The sequence below is a fragment of the Pseudoalteromonas luteoviolacea DSM 6061 genome, assembly GCF_001625655.1.
Lineage (GTDB): Bacteria > Pseudomonadota > Gammaproteobacteria > Enterobacterales > Alteromonadaceae > Pseudoalteromonas > Pseudoalteromonas luteoviolacea.
Window position 1 is genome coordinate 31180 of the sequence record NZ_AUYB01000024.1, and the last position, 19295, is coordinate 50474.

The 19295-nt window shown below is 42.8% G+C and carries 17 protein-coding genes; 9 read left to right on the forward strand and 8 right to left on the reverse strand.

Annotation, left to right across the window (positions count from 1 at the left end; all coding sequences use genetic code 11):
- Nucleotides 1–16: 16 nt before the first annotated feature.
- From gshB to N475_RS01435, 4 genes are all read right to left on the reverse strand, one after another.
- The gene (gene gshB / locus N475_RS01420; protein WP_063359426.1) at nucleotides 17–976 is read right to left on the reverse strand and encodes a glutathione synthase; all 960 of its coding nucleotides are present in this window, start codon (nucleotides 974–976) and stop codon (nucleotides 17–19) included.
- Nucleotides 977–1069: 93 nt separating this feature from the next.
- Nucleotides 1070–1804, reverse strand: a complete 735-nt coding sequence (rsmE, locus tag N475_RS01425) for a 16S rRNA (uracil(1498)-N(3))-methyltransferase (RefSeq protein ID WP_063359465.1) — start codon at nucleotides 1802–1804, stop codon at nucleotides 1070–1072.
- Between the two features lie 96 nt (nucleotides 1805–1900).
- Entirely contained in the window at nucleotides 1901–2383 is a 483-nt protein-coding gene (locus N475_RS01430; RefSeq protein WP_063359425.1) for a hypothetical protein, read from the reverse strand.
- Nucleotides 2384–2423: 40 nt separating this feature from the next.
- Complete coding sequence (locus tag N475_RS01435) at nucleotides 2424–3317, reverse strand: DUF350 domain-containing protein (protein ID WP_063359424.1); 894 nt, start codon at nucleotides 3315–3317, stop codon at nucleotides 2424–2426.
- 80 nt (nucleotides 3318–3397) lie between these two features.
- Here N475_RS01435 and glnE point away from each other — a divergent pair, with 80 nt between their 5' ends.
- Nucleotides 3398–6193: a bifunctional [glutamate--ammonia ligase]-adenylyl-L-tyrosine phosphorylase/[glutamate--ammonia-ligase] adenylyltransferase gene (gene glnE / locus N475_RS01440; protein WP_063359423.1), complete on the forward strand. Its 2796-nt coding sequence runs from the start codon at nucleotides 3398–3400 to the stop codon at nucleotides 6191–6193.
- Nucleotides 6194–6202: 9 nt separating this feature from the next.
- On the opposite strand, the gene N475_RS01445 is transcribed toward glnE, so the two are convergent.
- The 3 genes from N475_RS01445 to tolC form a co-directional block, all read right to left on the reverse strand.
- Nucleotides 6203–6814 (reverse strand): TcpQ domain-containing protein, encoded by a 612-nt coding sequence (locus tag N475_RS01445; RefSeq protein WP_063359422.1) that lies wholly within the window; start codon nucleotides 6812–6814, stop codon nucleotides 6203–6205.
- 26 nt (nucleotides 6815–6840) lie between these two features.
- Nucleotides 6841–7767 (reverse strand): LpxL/LpxP family Kdo(2)-lipid IV(A) lauroyl/palmitoleoyl acyltransferase, encoded by a 927-nt coding sequence (gene lpxL, locus N475_RS01450; protein ID WP_063359421.1) that lies wholly within the window; start codon nucleotides 7765–7767, stop codon nucleotides 6841–6843.
- A 124-nt stretch (nucleotides 7768–7891) separates the two neighbouring features.
- Nucleotides 7892–9241: an outer membrane channel protein TolC gene (tolC, locus tag N475_RS01455; protein ID WP_063359420.1), complete on the reverse strand. Its 1350-nt coding sequence runs from the start codon at nucleotides 9239–9241 to the stop codon at nucleotides 7892–7894.
- 211 nt (nucleotides 9242–9452) lie between these two features.
- On the opposite strand from tolC, the gene N475_RS01460 reads away from it, so the two are divergent.
- The 8 genes from N475_RS01460 (at nucleotide 9453) to glsB (ending at nucleotide 17929) form a co-directional block, all read left to right on the forward strand.
- A complete protein-coding gene (locus N475_RS01460) occupies nucleotides 9453–10076 on the forward strand; it encodes an NUDIX domain-containing protein (RefSeq protein ID WP_063359419.1) in 624 nt (207 codons plus the stop codon).
- Between the two features lie 25 nt (nucleotides 10077–10101).
- The gene (locus N475_RS01465) at nucleotides 10102–10572 is read left to right on the forward strand and encodes a DUF1249 domain-containing protein (protein WP_063359464.1); all 471 of its coding nucleotides are present in this window, start codon (nucleotides 10102–10104) and stop codon (nucleotides 10570–10572) included.
- On the forward strand, nucleotides 10559–11323 hold the full coding sequence (locus N475_RS01470) for a metallophosphoesterase (protein WP_063359418.1): 765 nt from the start codon (nucleotides 10559–10561) through the stop codon (nucleotides 11321–11323). The genes N475_RS01465 and N475_RS01470 overlap by 14 nt, the downstream gene beginning before the upstream one ends.
- Entirely contained in the window at nucleotides 11308–11865 is a 558-nt protein-coding gene (locus N475_RS01475) for a YqiA/YcfP family alpha/beta fold hydrolase (RefSeq protein WP_063359417.1), read from the forward strand. The genes N475_RS01470 and N475_RS01475 overlap by 16 nt, the downstream gene beginning before the upstream one ends.
- 32 nt (nucleotides 11866–11897) lie before the next feature.
- Nucleotides 11898–13787, forward strand: coding sequence for a DNA topoisomerase IV subunit B (gene parE / locus N475_RS01480; RefSeq protein WP_063359416.1), 1890 nt, complete (start codon nucleotides 11898–11900; stop codon nucleotides 13785–13787).
- A gap of 18 nt (nucleotides 13788–13805) precedes the next feature.
- Nucleotides 13806–16103, forward strand: a complete 2298-nt coding sequence (gene parC / locus N475_RS01485) for a DNA topoisomerase IV subunit A (RefSeq protein WP_063359415.1) — start codon at nucleotides 13806–13808, stop codon at nucleotides 16101–16103.
- A gap of 231 nt (nucleotides 16104–16334) precedes the next feature.
- Entirely contained in the window at nucleotides 16335–16898 is a 564-nt protein-coding gene (locus N475_RS01490; RefSeq protein ID WP_063364565.1) for a phosphoribosyltransferase, read from the forward strand.
- Nucleotides 16899–17011: 113 nt separating this feature from the next.
- Nucleotides 17012–17929, forward strand: a complete 918-nt coding sequence (gene glsB, locus N475_RS01495) for a glutaminase B (protein ID WP_063359463.1) — start codon at nucleotides 17012–17014, stop codon at nucleotides 17927–17929.
- Between the two features lie 38 nt (nucleotides 17930–17967).
- Here glsB and N475_RS01500 read toward each other — a convergent pair whose 3' ends face one another.
- Complete coding sequence (locus N475_RS01500; RefSeq protein WP_063359413.1) at nucleotides 17968–19272, reverse strand: inosine/guanosine kinase; 1305 nt, start codon at nucleotides 19270–19272, stop codon at nucleotides 17968–17970.
- Nucleotides 19273–19295 lie beyond the last annotated feature (23 nt).

Below are 19295 nucleotides of genomic sequence, written 5' to 3' on the forward strand. Positions count from 1 at the left end.
GTGACCCCTCTATGATTTAACTTTCAGTATGGTTGAGTTTTGCTTCAATCGCATCAAAAAACTTGTCCATAATAGATATATCGTATGCAGCTTCAATTTCCTTAACGCATGTAGGTGCAGTTACATTTATTTCAGTTAGCTTATCGCCAATAATATCCAGCCCCACAAATATTAGACCCTTTTCTTTAAGCGTTGGTGCCACAGCTTCAGCAATTTTTCTATCGCTGTCACTAATTGGCCTTGCTTCACCACGGCCTCCTGCGGCAAGGTTGCCTCGTGTTTCACCACCTTGCGGGATCCGAGCTAGGCAGTATGGTATTACTTCACCATCCACAACTAAAACGCGCTTATCGCCTTCTTTAATTTCTGGAATATAATTTTGTGCCATAGCAAAGCGTTGGCCGTGTTCTGTAAGGGTTTCACAGATCACACCAATATTCGGGTCATTGTGTTGTACTCTAAATATCGAAGCGCCACCCATTCCATCTAATGGTTTAAGAATGATATCTTGGTGTTTGTCTAAAAATGCTCTAATTTGTGACGCATTTCGAGTTACCAAAGTATCTGGCGTGTGCTCACTAAACCAAGCCGTAAACAACTTTTCATTTGCATCGCGCAAGCTCTGTGGTTTATTAACGACAAGTGTTCCTTCCAGTTCAGCACGTTCTAAGATATAAGTTGCGTAGATGTATTCGGTGTCAAAAGGTGGATCCTTGCGCATTAAAATAACATCTAAGTCGCTAAGTGCGATGTCTTGTTTTTCTTCCAACTCGTACCAATGCTGTTGATCATCAAACACAGTGGCCTTTGCAGCTGTCGCTCGGCCAGCACCCTGATATAGATACAAGTCATTCAGTTCCATGTAATACAGCTCGTAATCTCTATGTTGTGCTGCCATCATCATGGCAAAACCAGTATCTTTTTTGATGTTAAAACCACTGATTGGATCTGAAATTATCCCGAGTTTGACTGCCATTGCATTTACCTTATGAGTTGCTGTTGGAATATCGTTTGGTGCGGCAAAAATTCAGCCGCTATCTACAAGTTATATGAGGCCTTATTTGGTAATTTAAAGAGCTAAATCACCAAACTGGAGTTGCAGGGCGCTTAAAACCGTCAGAGCTGCGGTTTCAGTACGTAGTACACGAGGGCCAATTTTGATATCGACAAAGCCTTGATCAGAGGTATTTTGCATTTCTTCGTCTGTAAACCCTCCTTCTGGCCCTACTAAAAATCTAACGCCATGTTGTGGTTGGGGTAGTGTTTTGATTGAGTGTGCTGCGCGAGGGTGCAAAGTCAGTTTTAGCTCTTCACTTTGCTGGTTAAGCCATTGTTCTAACGAAATTGGTGTATGGATTTTAGTTATATAGTTTCTGCCAGACTGTTCAGCGGCAGAAATTGCAATTTTTTGCCATTGCTGGTGTTTCTTGGCTAGCCTATCACCACTCAACTTAACACCACAACGAGTTGTGAATAAAGGGGTTATTTCACTAACACCGAGCTCAACGGACTTCTGAATTGTGAAATCCATTTTATCACCCCTAGAAATGCCTTGGCCCAAATGTACATTCAATGGAGATTCGACACATTTGTCTAAGTACTCTGTTGGGATAACCGTTACTGCTTTTTTTGATACAGACTCAATGGTTGCCAGATACTCGCCACCTTGACCATTAAAAAGGCTTACTTGTTCGCCTTCTGTCATTCGCAGTACGCGAGCAACGTGACCTGCCGCATCATCACCTAAGGCAACAGATTGGTTAAGTACTAAATCAGAAGGTTGGTAAATATGAGGAATTCGCATTGCTTGTACGTTCAAAATTTTTAATGCGCTCATGTTAAGGCTTTCAGCGCAGGGAGTCTAGCATCCAGCAGGCTTAGTTTTATGCGTTTTAAGGCGCTAATCAGTGGTGTCAGTTTTGAGAACTATAAACTCGCTGAATGTATCTTCTTTGGTGGCTGCAAGGCTGGAGTTACAGGTCAAATGGTTGTTATTAAATGGTTCTGCAACTTTGTGATAATCATAGCCATTAGGAAGCTGCTCAATTGTATAGCGCTCAGCATGTAATGAATTAAAGATAAAGCGCTGCTTTTCATCGGCAAGATGGTAGTCTAAGGCGTATATTAAAACGCCTTTGACTTGATGATGCTCGTGTAAGTAGGTGGCGAGTTCCGATACGCTAATTTCGTTGTCGAAGTCGCAATAGCTATAGTCCTTGATTTGGTCCTTAAACATCATTTTAAGCATCTGTTTGGTATTATCACCAGCAATAATAAGCTGGCTAGGAGTGTCAGGAGTCAGTTTTTTTACAAACTCAACAAACTCTTGGCTAAACTCCCAGTTGCTATCTACGAGTAAAAAATTATCTAAGTTCAAAGACATAAATCTCCAGAAGCACTCTCTCCGATATTTAGTTATGCAGTTAAATTGAAAACATGTTTATTAGTAAATAGCCCATGGTACAAAAAACAGCAAATTCTAAACACGCAATACCAATATTATCTTGATGGTCAACTTCAAGGCCAATGTTCACTTTTGGCAACACTATTTTGATGAGTAACCGACTACAGAGGTATAATAATAACCACATAAATGTGGAGTGAATAAGTACAGTGAGTACACTGTCGACTATTTGCCCTTCATAGTTAGGTGCGCTGTGTAGCCCTGCGTAGATGGCCAATGCCAATCCGATGGTTTTTCCTGCGTATCGAATCCCTATGGAAGTATTTGCGAGATTAAAGTTATCTTGTAATGACGCGCCTTGATTGGATTTTGCAAACCGAGATTCCCTGAGTTTGCTATCTATTGCGAAAAGAAATTGCAAAATAACAAAACAGACACTGGCGATGAATAGGGAATTCAAGTCGGTTGGTGTAAACCAGTGGTACAGGCCAAGAACCAGAATGCAGTTGCCTACCAGCATGCCAGAGTCAACCAATGCGGCACACACATTTTGCTTCAAAATGGCCTGTGTCTCATTAAATTGATACAGAATCCATTTACGGTGGATGTATTGACCCATATATATGTAGGTCCAAATTAACCCTATCGGCAATAAAACTTGTACGTGTATGGTATTGATATCAAAAGTTGCTAAGTGACCAAAAAAGTAGCTGATACTGCCGCATAATACAGCAACTTTGGCGGCGTAGTTAATCCCGAGTGCAAAATTGTCACGCTGTGCAAGCTCTTTTTGGAGGAGTTTCTTAGCGTGCATTTGTACGATTAGACGCAAGCTAGTCAGAGCCAAACAAATGAGCACCATACTGCTCCCAATGACGAAAAAATTGCTGTTTTCTAAAGACAAATAACTCATGCTCGGTGTAAGGTTGGTGTTATTTAGCGTTACTATAACACTGCTTAACAAATGAGCCACTGCTCACTGGAGATTTTTGTATGGATCAAAGCCGCATGACGAGTGATTTATTGAAGCTAGGACAGTTGCGATTTAAAGAATTATTTCCCGAGAAGGAAACTAATGAGCAGATCCTTCGGTTTTTAGCTCTCAGTGACTTTGCATATCGAATATTGTCGCAGCATCCTCAGTGGGTAGATTGGCTTCTAAATGAAGAGGCAATGCAGTGTCGAGACTGCGATGAAGTATTTCCTAATGAAGTGAGTGATATTTCAGAGCAAGAAGCTTTTCAATTCTTAAGAGTATTTCGAAAGCGTTATTGGTTGAAAATCATGTGGCTAGACTTGGTGCTTGGCAATGACATCTCGGATAGCATCTTGTATCAATCTCAACTCAGTGAGCACCTTATAGCTAATGCGAATAAGTGGGCTTTTGCTCAGGTAGCAGCGAGTAATGGAATGCCATTGGACGAACATGGTGAGCCAATTCCTATGTTGGTGCTTGGAATGGGCAAACTTGGCGGTCAGGAGCTAAATTTTTCTTCTGATATTGACCTGATTTTTACCTATCCTAAAACGCTTAAAACGCAAGGAGGTAGACGCAGTATAGAAGCGCAAGTGTTTTACACTAAAGTTGCTCAAAAGCTGATTGCTGCTTTAGATCAACGTACTGCGGATGGTCAGGTTTTTCGTGTTGATATGCGATTGAGACCTTTTGGCGATAGTGGGCCATTGGTAATGAGCTTCTCTGCAATGGAAGATTATTACCAAGATCAAGGGCGTGAGTGGGAGCGCTACGCGATGTTAAAAGCACGCTCATTGGGAGAGAAGGACCGCTATTGGGAGGAGTTTAGCGCATTAATTAGGCCATTTGTATTTCGTCGTTATATTGACTTTTCAGTCATTGAGTCCTTGAGAAAAATGAAACATATGATCGCACAGGAAGTGAGGCGAAAAGGGCTGAAAAACAATATTAAGCTCGGGGCTGGTGGCATTAGAGAGGTAGAGTTTATTGTTCAGGCTTTACAAATGATCAGGGGAGGTCGAGAGCCAGACCTACAAGTGCCCTCGTTATTAACGGCACTAAATGTCATGTCGAAGCTTGATGTCATTCCCGTAGAAGTGGCCACAGACTTGCGAGAGCAGTATTTATTTTTACGCCGAGCGGAGCAATATTTGCAGGCTTTCAATGACGAACAAACTCAAACATTGCCTGAGGATGCGCTCAACTTACAAAGGCTATGTGTGTTGTTGGAAGTGGAACAGTCCAGCGCGCTATTCAATTTGTTTGATAAGGTTCAATCCCAAATTCGATATGAGTTTGCTCAGGTAATTGGCGAAGAGGCGCATGACTGTGAAGAGTTGGATCCTAGCTATACATCAGCATGGGAACATAGAGATATTAGCTATTTAGATATCGGGCTGTGTGACGATGAGTGTGCCAAATGGCAAGCAGTATTAAATACTTTTTATACCGGCATTACTAAGAAGCAAATTGGTGTTCGAGGCCGAGATGTTTTAGATCGTTTAATGCCATTAGTACTCAGGGAAATGAGTGCCATCAAGTCATCTGAAACGTTACAAAGTGTCTTGGATATCATTGCTAAAATCGCTTCACGTACAGCTTATTTGGAACTGCTATATGAGAACTTAGGAGCGCTGCAGCAACTCATCAAGCTGTGTGCCCATAGTCTCTGGATAGCTCAGCAAATTGCACGGTACCCAATATTACTTGATGAGTTAATCGATCCGGCTGTGCTGTATCGCCCTTTGCCTGTTAATGCCTACTACAATGAAATCCAGCAGTACTTTTTGAGAATTGATGAAGATGATCTGGAACTGCAAATGGAAGCGCTAAGGCAGTTTAAGCAAACACAACAATTACGTATCGCAGCCGCGGATGCAACCGGTGTGTTGGACATCATGAAGGTGAGTGATCATTTGACTGCATTAGCTGAGTCCATTGTTGCAAAAGCAGTTGATATTGCTTGGGCGCAGATGGTCGCTCGTTATGGCCAGCCAGAAGGCACCAGTGTGGAAGCAAAAGGGTTTGCAGTCATTGCTTACGGAAAAGCGGGTGGCTTTGAATTAGGGTATGATTCTGATTTAGATCTTGTCTTTGTTCACAATTGTGATGGCAGTAGTAAGACCTCAGGGGACAAATCAATTTCCTCAAGACAGTTTTACTTAAAACTTGCTCAGAGGCTAATGCATTTATTCAATACAAGAACGCCCTCTGGTATTCTCTATGAACTAGATACACGCCTAAGGCCAGAAGGCAATTCAGGTCTCTTAGCGATTAACATTGAGAGTTACTACCAGTATCAACAAGAGCAAGCATGGACTTGGGAACATCAAGCATTGGTTAGAGCGAGAATGATCGTCGGTGAGCAATCTTTAGCGAAAAGATTCCATACGATACGCCATGATATTTTGTGCCAATCTCGCATTTTGGGCGACTTACAGGATGATATTGTCAGTATGAGGGCGAAAATGCGTGCTCATTTATCAAAAGACAGCGAACAGGAGTTTGATCTTAAGCAAGGAGGTGGAGGCATGACGGACATTGAATTTTTAGCACAGTATGTGGTGCTAGCGTTCTCGCATGATTACCCCGCATTGACTAGATATTCTGATAACATTCGAATTCTTGAATTAGCGAGCCAGGAAACCGTGATCAGTGACAATGAACAAGCCATACTCACTCGGGCGTACTGTCAGCTGAGAGAATGCTATCATTTGAATAGCTTAAACGGAAAAGGCAAAACCATTGAAGCTCAGAAGTTGCAAGAGCAAAGCGACATGGTTAAACAAATTTGGCTGGCCTACCTTAAATAGGCCTGCTGCTTAATTTGTTAATCGGCGGCAGTTTTCCCTCACAAATATAGAGGGGTTTTCAGTAATAACTGCCGCACGCTGTCTATGGCAAAAGAATGTGTATACTTCAAACTCGAAGTCATCGTTGATTGCTCTACCTACTTGATAAAGCGCGCTGACGAAATCAGAGTCAACTCTGAAGTTTTGCTTTACAACATAATCCTTACTGAGGTACCAAAAAAGTTCAATGTCTTCTTGTTTGGCATAATTGGTCAGTACACTTTTGAGAGTATTACCCATTTTAAAGCGTCGAGGTTGAGATTCGCCGGTCCACCTTTGATTGGTGGGTTTAACCACCAGCTCGCGTTGCGCTAACGCGTCGTCTAATGGGAATGTTGGCTTACCAATTTCTACAACAAATTTCTCTCGCTCCGTATCTCTTTCATTCATCCGATCACGGAAATTGGCGTAAAACTGTGACAGACCTTGTGCTGCGGCATTGGTTGTTTCTTTAAATTCCATTTTGGGAATATTTCCGTACAAGAAATAATAAGCTGCCCAAACCAAGATTGCACCCAAAGAAAGGTGCTTGGCCCAAAACCACATTGCGGATAAACGTTTTTTATTTTTTTTCTTAGCCATTTTACGCGACGCCAGTTAATCGGAGTTTATGAGTAGTGCGAGGGGGCATCCTCATCAGGTCGTGTTTTAAAACGCCTGTGGAGCCACATGTATTGTTCAGGAGCTTGCATAATTGATTGCTCCATTCTTTTGTTAACGCGTGTGACATCATGGTTTTCATCTTCACTCGGAAAGTCAGCCATCGCAGGGTGTATTGTGATGTGGTATTTACCTTGCTCATCACGAACACCCGTTAGACTTAATGTCTCACACTTTTTACTTGATGAAAATAATAAAGTTCCTGTGGTTGTTGCGGCATCCGGAACTGCAAAAAATGGTGCAAATTCACAACGCTTTCTACCGTAATCTTGGTCTGGTAAGTAGTAGCACACTTTTTTATTATGCAGTGCTTTCAATAGGCCTTTCACATCTCGCTTGCCAATTAAAAATTCATTGGAGCGCAATCGCCCTTTGGTCATGAAATATTCCATCAAAGGGTTATTGTGGGGGCGGTAAAAACCGATCCCTTGAGTGTCTGTTCCAAGCACTCTGCCCAACATTTCTAAATGCAACATATGAGGTACTAATAACAGCACGCCCTTGCCGCTATCTTGGGCCGCTTTAAAATGTTCTAAACCTTGAATTGAACCAATAGCTCGTTTAATTCGCCAGTCTGGCCACCACCAAGCCATGCCAGTTTCAAATGTTGCAATGCCTGTATTTTCCATATTTTTTAATACCATGGCACTGCGTGTTTGCTCATCCATATCAGGAAAACAAAGCTTTAAATTTACTTCTGCTATTTTGCGACGTTTTTTGACGAAACGGTGGACTAATCTACCAAGTAATCTTCCGAGTGAAAATTGTACGCCTTGAGGTAGCCAAGAAAGGCTATAAAGGATCACCACACCAAGCCAGGTAAGCCAAAATTTGGGTGCCAGAAATTGTAATTTAAAGGTAGGGTTATGGACCAAGGTGGTGTTCTCGTACAAGCATAAAAGGGAGTAGTTTATCTATAACTCTCACATTGCTCAAGAGATCTTGAATCGAAGCTGGGATCATTAGGCCAGTTTTCACTGGCCTAAAATTAAGGCTGGATTACTTTTGTGCAACCAAACCTTTATTAATCGCTTCTAAATCAGCACGTGTTAAATCACCAGATGCTTGTTTTAGCTGCAGTGTAGATAAGATGTACTGGTAACGTAAGTTAGCAAGATTTCGCTTCGCACTGTATAAGTTACGTGTACTTACAAGTACGTCAACAATCGTACGAGTACCTACTTCAAAACCTGCTTCTGTTGCTTGCAATGCACTTTCGGCAGAAACTACGGCTTGCTCAAGTGCGCGGTAGGTTGCTACATCAGACATAACCTGGTTGTAAGATGTAATAACTGAACGCGTGATATTGCGCATTGAAGCTTCTAGGTCTTCACTGGCTGCAACATATAACGCTCTCGCTTGGTCTGTCGCCGCTACTGTTCTACCACCAGAGTAAATTGGTACATTTAATGTTAGACCGATAGCAGTTTCATCACTACGAGGTGCTAATTCTCTGCCAGGAGTATTGGTCAGTGAATCGCCATGTGAAGCTTGCAAAGAAAGAGTCGGATAGTGTCCAGCTTGGGCTTGGTCTATTTGATCTTGTGCAATTTCTAACGATGACTTAGCTACTTGAAGAGACAGGTTCTTATCTTTTGCGATATTGATGAAGTCATCCGCTTTTTTGTTTGGCTTTACAGTTGAAAACTTTTCAGTGTTTAACTTGTCAAGCTTTGCATGGTACTTACCAGTAATTGTACGAAGTGTTTCACGAGCAGTTTCGACTTCGTTTTGTGCAACAATTTCATTTGCAACAGATTGGTCATATTGAGCTTGTGCTTCGTGTACATCAGTAATTGCTGTTAAACCAACTTCGTAACGCTGCTTTGTTTGCTCAAGTTGGCGTTCGATTGCACGTTTCTCTGCTTGAACGAATTCTAACCCATCCAATGCACCTAATACATCAAAGTAGCCTTGTGCGATTCGTACAATTAGGTTTTGTTTTTCTTGTTCGTACTGGGTTAAAGACTGCATCGCGCGCTTTTCAGCAATAGACAGGCCTTCCCAAATGCTTAGATCAAAAATAGTTTGATTTAAAGTAAGTGTACGAGAAAATGAGTCTCTGTAGCTGTCTTGTAACTGATATCCCGTTGCATCATTTTGCGTTGCAGGAGCACCAGTTGAGTCAGTGTCTGAGTAGCCGATACTTAGGCCTAAAGTCGGCAATAAGGCGCCCAATGCACTGTCTTGTGCATACTTTTGTGCATCTGCATTAGCCTTTGCGCGCAAAACAGTTGGATCGTTAGCTGTCGCAATGTCATAAACTTGGAGTAAGTCTTCTGCGTATGAGTTGTTGCTTGATAGTGCACAGGTCAAGCCAACCAACATAGATAAAATGGTTTTTTTCATTATTTGTGCAGTCCTTAGACAATTTTATTGTCAGCATGTTACCTTGTTTTTATGCAAATTCCCAAGTGCTATTCTGGGATAAAAACAAAACAAGTGTAACAGAATATAATACATTATCGGTTCTGGCTTTTAGGGCCTTTTTCATTGCTTACAGCAATATGGGGATAAAATAGCCGATATTAAACCCTGTTTTATGAATCTAGGATTAAAAATGAAAGAAATTAGCCAGTACAATCGTAACCATGTTGCGTTTAAATCATCCTCACATGATGTTTTGTACGATGGTTTTTTTAAAATTGAAGAGTATGTATTTGAACATGCGTTGTTTGATGGTGGTGTATCTGAGCCAATCCGCAGGGAAATTTTAGAGCGAGGCCATGCAGTTGCAGTATTGCCTTATGATCCAAATAGAGATGAAGTACTGTTAATTGAGCAAATACGCATAGGTGCATTGGCAACCAGAGAGTCACCTTGGTTATTGGAGTGTATTGCAGGTATGGCTGAAGGCAGCACAGATCTAGAAGCGGTAGTAAGAAAAGAAGCTGAAGAAGAAGCCGGGTTGACTCTAAACAAGCTGCACTATATGCGCTCTTATCTTTCTAGTCCTGGAGGCTCTACAGAGCGTTTGTATTTGTATCTAGCTCAAGTTGATCTGCAAGAATACCAAGGCGGCACATTTGGTCTTGAAAGTGAGGGTGAGGATATTAAAGCACACGTTTTGTCATTTGATGATGCAATGGCACGACTCGAAAGTGAGGAAATAGATAACGCTGCCACCGTGATTAGTCTACAATGGTTAGCGCTAAATAAGTCTAAACTAGCAACAATGCTGTGAAACGGGAGTCATTTTGTCTGATTTGATGCATGATTATGGTTTAAAAGGTAGCACGGTTAAACGTGGCTATGTACAGTCTCTACCAAAGTACATTACCTTGTGTGAGCGTAATTATTTACGTGCACTTAAGGTTATGCCTGAAGAAGAGGTGGGCAACCAGCGTCAAATAAAGATGGGCTCTATGGACTTTTTCATTGAAATAGATGCCGTCGCGAAATACACAACGGATATTTCTATTCGTCAAAAGCATGGTCTTAGCAACCACATTGGAGAGTTTGAGTTAGCTGTTCGTTTATATCACGATGCACAAGTCGCTGAAGTAATACAGCATAACTATCATCAAAGAGTAAAACCCTCCTATCGTTATCCCAATCCAAATATGCATCACAAAGATGAAAAGTATCAATTGAATGCTTTTTTAGCTGACTGGCTGTTAGCCTGTATTGAAAGCGGCAGGGTCCCCTTAAATTGGGATGTTAATAATGGCTTGGTTTGAAAAAAAATACGAGTTTAATCAAGCACAGCTAAAACTTGCTCATATAACAGATACGCATTTATTTGCAGATAGAAATGGCGAATACTTTGGTGTTAACACTGCCAAACATTACAGCTCAGTTTTGACTGAGCTCGCAATGCAAGACATCGATGCGGTGATATTTGGTGGGGACCTAACTCAAGATCATTCATTTAAATCTTACGAGTTGTTTGCTCAACTGTTAGTTGAGTCTAGTCTCGACTGTCCAGTTTTTTGGGTACCCGGTAATCATGATGATATCGAGCTATTGTCTAAAATAAGTGTAGGGCAGATCCAATCTGCTAAACGGCTGACTTTTGAACTTGGGCAAGTTTTGCTAATTAATAGTAAAGGGCCTACGCCAGCAGGTTGGGTAGAAAAAACGCATCTCCAAGAGATTGAACAGTTTGCGGACGTGGTAAGTATTGCATTTTGTCATCATAACCCGTTACCTATAAATGGCTATCTAGATAAACACATGCTAGAGAATGGGCCGCAACTGCTGAATAGTTTAGTGAATACTGAACACGTACTACATTTATTTCATGGTCATGTACACCATGAATATGACTTCACGTTCAGAACCCTAAAAGTAAACGCAACTCCTGCGACTTCTATTCAATTTACGCGGGAGACTGAGCAGTGGCAACAGGAAAACTTAGGGGCTGCATACCGACTCGTGAGTTGGACACGCCAAGGCATACACACAGAGGTTAAATGGCTCGAAAAGTAATTTATATCCATGGCTTTAATAGTTCCGAAAAGTCATTTAAGGCCCAGCAATTTGGAGAGTTCTGTCGCTCACGTTGTGAATACATCGTCCCTCGATTACATTATGATCCGCGTATTGCCATGTTGCAGCTTGAAAATTTGATTGATGAGGACTGCGCACTGTTAGGGAGTTCTTTGGGTGGGTTTTATGCAACACATTTGTCCGAACGCTTCAGTTTGAAGGCGGCTGTAGTTAACCCTGCTGTAAGGCCTGATAAATTGTTATGGGATTACCTTGGAACTCAGTATAATCCCTATCAAGATATACACTATGAGCTTACTGAAGAGCACGTATTCGCGCTACAACAGATGTATGTAGAACAGCTTACTACTCCAAGCAATATATTGTTGTTGCAGCAAACTGGTGACGAAGTGTTACCCTATCAAGAAGCGGTGGAGTATTACTGTGACTGCCCATCCAAAATAGAATTTGGTGGAGATCACAGTTTCATGAATTTTGAAAGGCACTTTAATCGCCTCGCCAATTTTCTTAAAATTAACTAAAACAGAAAGAAATAACTTAGTCAGTAGCATTTATGAGTGAGCAAAATTATAACGCAGAAGCCATTGAGGTGTTAAACGGCTTAGAGCCAGTTAAACGCCGCCCTGGCATGTATACGGACACCACTCGACCTAACCATTTAGGTCAGGAAGTTATCGATAACAGTGTTGACGAAGCATTGGCAGGTCATGCGAGTAAAATTGATGTAATTTTGCATGAAGATAACTCACTTCAGGTCATCGATGATGGTCGTGGTATGCCTGTGGATATTCATCCCGAAGAAGGGATCCCCGGTGTTGAGCTGATTTTAACCAAGCTACATGCTGGTGGTAAGTTCTCCAACAAAAACTATCAGTTTTCGGGTGGTTTGCACGGGGTTGGTATTTCAGTCGTAAATGCATTGTCAACGCGTGTAGAAGTGACGGTTAAACGCGACGCTCAACAATTTGAAATTGCATTTGAGAATGGTGATAAGGTGCAAGACTTGGAAGTTACGGGTAGCGTGGGTAAGCGCAATACTGGTACTTCAGTACAGTTTTGGCCTGATGCAAGTTACTTTGACTCTGCTAACTTCTCATTGACTAAACTTAACCACTTGCTCAAAGCAAAGGCGGTGCTGTGTCCGGGTCTGCGCATTCGGTTCATTAATAAGCAAACAAAAGAAACTCAAGAGTGGCACTATGAGTCTGGGTTGCAGGACTATTTAACTGACAGTGCAAAAGACTTAGAAGTTTTACCTAAATCGCCATTTACGGGTAGCTTTAGTGGCTCAACTGAAGGGGTTGATTGGGCATTACATTGGTTGCCTGAGGGGGGCGAGTCTATAGCAGAAAGCTATGTTAACCTGATACCAACGGCACAAGGTGGTACCCATGTAAACGGTCTGAGACAAGGTCTTTTGGAAGCCATGCGTGAGTTTTGTGAATTTCGTAACTTACTGCCGCGTGGCGTGAAACTAACACCGGATGATGTGTGGGATAAGTGTAGCTACGTGCTCTCGGTTAAGATGCAAGACCCACAATTTGCGGGTCAAACGAAAGAAAAGCTTTCTTCTCGTTCATGTGCAACATTTGTATCAGGTATTGTGAAAGATGCATTTAGTCTTTGGCTGAATGAACACACGGATACGGCTGAATTGCTTGCTGAATTGTGTATTAGCAATGCGCAGAAACGTTTGCGTGCAGCAAAAAAAGTTGTACGTAAAAAGGTTACTAGTGGCCCAGCTTTGCCTGGTAAACTAACCGATTGTTCGGGTAGTGAAACCGAACGCTCAGAGCTATTTCTGGTGGAAGGTGACTCAGCTGGCGGATCGGCAAAACAGGCCAGAGATCGAGAGTTTCAGGCGATTATGCCCCTGCGTGGTAAAATTCTAAATACGTGGGAAGTCGACTCTGGTCAGATTTTAGCATCTCAGGAAGTTCACGATATTTCAGTTGCACTTGGCATAGACCCTGATTCAACAGATTTGTCAGCCCTACGTTATGGCAAAGTTTGTATCCTTGCGGATGCGGACTCGGATGGATTGCACATCGCGACCTTGTTGTGTGCGTTATTCGTTAAGCACTTCCCGACATTAGTTGAAGCTGGCCATGTATATGTAGCAATGCCGCCTTTGTTCCGTATAGATGTAGGTAAAGAAGTATATTACGCACTGGATGAAGATGAAAAACGTGGCATCTTGGACCGCATAGAAGCTGAGAAAAAGCGTGGCAAAGTAAACGTACAGCGATTTAAAGGGTTGGGTGAGATGAACCCGATGCAATTGCGTGAGACCACGATGGACCCCAACACCCGCCGTTTGGTTCAACTCACTTTAGATGAGCAGGAGCAGACAATGGAAATGATGGATATGCTGTTGGCGAAGAAGCGCTCCGGTGACCGCAAAGCTTGGTTAGAGCAACATGGCGACAAAGCCGAGGTATAACAAGAAGTAAGGTGTGTCATGACTGATCCACAAGCCCTGTCATTGCAGGGCATAGAACAATTACCAATGGGGCGTTTTACCGAAGACGCCTACTTGAATTATTCCATGTATGTGATCATGGATAGGGCATTACCGCATATTGGTGATGGCTTAAAGCCCGTGCAGCGTCGTATTGTTTATGCGATGAGTGAGTTAGGCTTATCTGCTGCGGCAAAATATAAAAAGTCGGCACGTACGGTTGGTGACGTGTTGGGTAAATATCACCCCCACGGTGACAGCGCATGTTATGAAGCTATGGTGTTAATGGCACAGCCCTTTTCCTATCGCTACCCGTTGGTAGATGGACAAGGTAACTGGGGTGCAGCTGATGACCCCAAATCATTTGCTGCCATGCGTTATACTGAAGCGCGTTTATCAAAGTTTTCTGAAGTGCTGCTCAAGGAGCTTGGCCAAGGTACCGTAGATTGGGTACCAAACTTTGATGGCACAATGAAAGAGCCGCAGGTTTTGCCGGCACGGTTACCTCACATTTTATTAAATGGCGTAACGGGCATTGCGGTTGGTATGGCGACCGATATTCCTCCGCATAATGTCAATGAGTTGGCAACGGCATGCTGTATGTTATTGGACAAGCCAAAAACGACACTGGAAGAGCTGCTAGAAGTTGTACAAGCGCCTGATTACCCAACGGAAGCAGAGATCATCACGCCAAAAGATGACATTCGTAAGATTTATACCACAGGGCGTGGTTCAATCAAAATGCGCGCAGTGTATCACGAAGAGCAGGGTGAAATTGTAATCACAGCACTGCCACATCAAACCTCTGGTGCAAAAGTACTTGAGCAAATTGCCGCTCAAATGACTGCTAAAAAGCTGCCTATGGTTGCAGACTTACGTGATGAATCTGATCATGAAAACCCAACACGAATTGTTGTTGTACCTCGCTCTAACCGTGTAAAAGCAGAGCCACTGATGGCGCATTTGTTTGCGACAACAGATCTTGAGAAAAACTACCGTGTAAACCTCAATATGATTGGTCTTGATGGCCGTCCTCAGGTTAAAGATTTACAACAGATCCTATCTGAGTGGTTGATATTCCGTCGTGAAACGGTACGCAGAAGATTGCAATATCGCTTAGATAAAGTGCTGGCTCGTTTACACATTTTAGAAGGTTTGATGGTTGCCTTCTTAAATATTGATGAAGTGATTGAGATCATTCGTAATGAAGAAGATCCAAAAGCTGAGTTGATGTCTCGTTTTGATTTGTCCGAGACGCAAGCTGAAGCCATTCTTGACTTAAAACTGCGTCACCTCGCAAAACTTGAAGAGATAAAGATCCGCGGTGAGCAAGATGAGCTTAGCAAAGAGCGAGACAAGTTAGAATTAACGCTTGGCTCTGAACGTCGTATGTCGACGTTGATGAAAAAAGAAATTCAAGAAGCTGCTGAGTTGTATGGTGATGAGCGACGTTCGCCAGTGATTGAAAGGCAAGAGGCCAAAGCGCTAAGTGAAAAAGACCTCATCCCATCAGAAGCGGTCACAGTCGTGCTTTCTGAAAAAGGGTGGGCGCGTTTTGCTAAAGGCCATGAGATTGACGCCGAAGGATTAAATTACCGTTCTGGCGATAGTTATAAAGCATCAGCCAAAGGTAAGAGCAATCAACCCGCAGTATTTTTAGATAGTTCAGGTAGGGCTTTTGCGACAGACGCACATAGCTTGCCATCAGCGAGAAGTCAAGGTGAACCAATGACTGGTCGCTTTAATTTGGCTGCAGGAGTCAATTTCGAACATGTTGTCATGGGCGAAGAGCAAGAGCTGTATCTTATGGCCACAGATGGTGGTTATGGATTTATCGCGGAGTTTTCTGATTTAGTCAGCAAAAATAAAAATGGTAAAGCCCTTGTGAGTATTCCTAAGGGAGCTGAATTGATGGCTCCAATCGCGGTGAATGATGTCGCTACCGACCGCTGTATGGCAATTTCTAACGAGGGAAGAATGTTATTGTTCCCGCTTAGAGATTTGCCGAAGTTAGCCAAGGGTAAAGGCAATAAGATTATTTCTATTCCGAGTGCCAAAGTACAAGCAAGAGAAGAGTTTGTTAAGGTCTTGGCTGTTGTCCCTGAAGGGCGAGCTGTTACACTTTATGCGGGTAAGCGTAAGTTGACGTTGAAAAACTCAGATCTTGAACACTATTTTGGTGAACGAGGACGTCGAGGTAATAAGCTGCCTCGAGGCTTGCAGCGTGTAGACAACTTTGAAATTGAGTTTTTAGAAACTGAAGACACCCACACTGAAGATGGTGATACAGAAGCATAAAAACAAATACTGAAGCGGGCCAATTGGCCCGCTTCTGCTTTACTTGACCTCAGAAATGGTGGTGAACAAATTGTCATCATTTTCACGCCATTCTGTCATTATGCAGTAAAAACCCTGATGTATGACAAGCAATTTCTATCTGACTCGGCTAGAATACACGGTTATAAGTTATTCTTGTTCAGAGTGACACTTAAATCTAGGTGAAGCTCGCACTGACAATACGGGGTTTTTATGTCTGAGAAGTGCTACATTACAGCGCAACAATTACTAGAGGATTCTTTCCGCCTAGCAGCTCAAGTTTATGAAGATGGGTTCCGTCCTGATTTTATCATTGGTATTTGGCGAGGGGGCGCACCTATTGGGATCGCTGTGCAAGAGTATTATGACTACAAAGGCATCGAAACCGACCACATCGCAGTTCGTACTTCGTCATATTATGGCATAGGCCAGCAATCTAAAGAGATCAAAGTACACGGTTTGCATTACATCATAGAAAATGCCAACGCAGATGATTCCTTATTGATTGTTGATGATGTATTTGATTCTGGTAGAAGCATTTATGCGCTTCGCGAAAAGCTAGGAGAGCTAATGCGTTTAAATTTACCCAAAGATATTCGTGTTGCTTGTCCGTACTATAAACCGACCAATAAAAAAGTGCCTATGACGCCAGACTATTATATCCACGAGTCTGACGAGTGGTTGGTATTTCCACATGAGCTTTCAGGGCTTACTCCTGATGAATTAATAGCTGGTAAGTCAGACCTTGTGAACATCAAAGAGCTATTTGCTAAGTGATGTAAAGAAACAAGAAAAAAGCCGCTGAAAACTCGCGATTTCAGCGGCTTTTTTATGGCTGCTAATAAATGCATTTGTTACACTCCAGCCATTGTGACTTTTGCATTTTTGGTATGACAGATTATCAATCAATATTAGAGCGCACCGTTTCGCATGTGCAGCCATTCTTATCTCAGGGGCAAGTAGCCGATTACATTCCTGCTTTGGCTGAGCAGCACTTGGGACAGTTTGCAATAGCAATACAAACCCAAGCTGGTGAGACTTTTTGCGCAGGGGCATGTGATGCCAAATTTACGGTGCAGTCAGTGTCAAAAGTAATGACTCTGACGTTGGCTTTGCAGCGATATGGTGATGAGTTATGGCAAAGAGTAGGAAAAGAGCCGTCAGGTACTGCATTCAACTCGCTCACTCAGCTTGAATTTGAAAATGGCATTCCACGAAACCCCTTTATTAATGCTGGGGCGATTGTGACATGTGATGCATTATACTCGCGTTTGAGTGCGCCTATTCACACCATGCTTGAAAGTTATCGAATGCAAACTGGTAATCCGAAGTTATCTATTAATAAAGTGGTTGCTCAGTCCGAATATGAACATCGATACCGCAATGCTGCGATGGCGTACTTAATGAAGTCATTTGGCAATTTTAATAATGAAGTTGAAGAAGTGTTGTGGTCATACTTTAACTTTTGTGCCATTGAATTGAATGTTGCGGAGTTGGCAAAGTGCTTCTCGTATTTGTCTAATAGCGGCGTTTGTACCCAGACAAAACAGCAAATATTACCAGCTAAACAGGTGAAACAATTGAATTCTTTGCTGTTCACCAGCGGCCTTTATGATGCAGCAGGTGACTTTGGTTACCGTGTGGGTATGCCTGGAAAGTCAGGTGTTTCAGGGGCGATAATCGCTGTTGTACCAGGACGGTTTACTATTGCCGTATGGTCACCAGGGCTTGATAAAGTAGGGAATTCTGTTGCGGGTATTGCGGCGTTAGAGTTTCTTGCTGAGGAGCTCGGCACAGCAATTTTCTAACGCCGATAATAGCGCGATATTTATCGCGCTATTTAGGTTTATTGGTCCCAGTAAGATTGCTCTAAAGAGTCTTCTCTTTCTGGCAGACCGCGAGATAATCTTGGTGAGTGCTGCACCAGCACTTCAAAGCTTGCGCGGTTGGCATACTTACTAATTTGCGCTAGCGAAGAGTAAGTGATAGCGGACTGCTCATGCTTAGCTGAGTTGGGTACGTTTAAACGGTGATAAACATTTGCCGACAAGTCGTGTAATACTGCCGCTAATGCACAATCTCCAGCGCCATTGGTGTTTTTAATTGTGTCAGGTCCGCCCATATAAGGTGCGGTATGGCTGTAAACACGAACAGGCTTCTCACAGCGAGATTTACGCATTGCACGTGAAAACTCATAGCGGTTGAACTCTGGAATAGCACCCGGTAAAAGGGGATACTCCGTTTCGCGCTTCATGTCTTCCTCCACATAACCTGCCATATAAAGACCAGTAGGGCCTGCTGTGCAAATGACAAGGTCAACCCAGTCAAGGGCTTTATCGGCAGCCATTAGCGGATCGTCAAACCCGGTGATAGCTTCGCCTTCTTCTTCATTCATAGCAAGAATATCAACGTGCTTTTCGACGAACTCAGCCCACCATTGAGGGTCCTGCTCGATCAAAAACTTCGTGCCAAGAGTCAGTACTACAGGGACACCAGCTTGGTTAGCGTACTCTACCGCTTGCATGGTTGCCTGGGTCATCGTTTCGTCCCCTTTGGTTCGCATTAAGTATGCGCTGATCACCAAAGCAGAGGCATTTTCGATCAATGACTGGCTAATAGACTCTGGTTTTAAGTAGTTCATTAAACCAGCACTAATAGCAAATGTTCTTTCACCACTATCATCAATTAAAGTGAAGCAGCGACCAATTGGGCCTGCAACCGGCTGTAAGTGATCTAAGTCGACGCGGCTAGACGTGTTACACAAAAACTTATACGCATAGCTACCAATTTCAATACTTTCACTCATTACGCCCAGCAAAACTGAGCGGTCATCTGCTAGAACTGAGTAGTTGTGCATGGTGTTGCCAATGGTGCCGCCAGCAAATTCGTAGTCAATCATGTCATCACGCTTCAAACGCTCGTAGAGCGCATTGGTGACATCATTGTCTATGACTTGTGACATACCACGTTGAAGATGAAACTCATCTAAAAACGCTTGATCGACTTTGGCTTCAATATCAACAACGATTTGATCAATGCCGCAAATATAGTTGCGCTTTAAGCGATCTTCAGCATTTAAGTGGTTAATAAGTGGGTCTTTATCTTCCACTGGAAAATAATGTTTATGCCTACGGTGTCCCGGAAATTTCATGTTTTACCCGTGTGTTGTGAGCT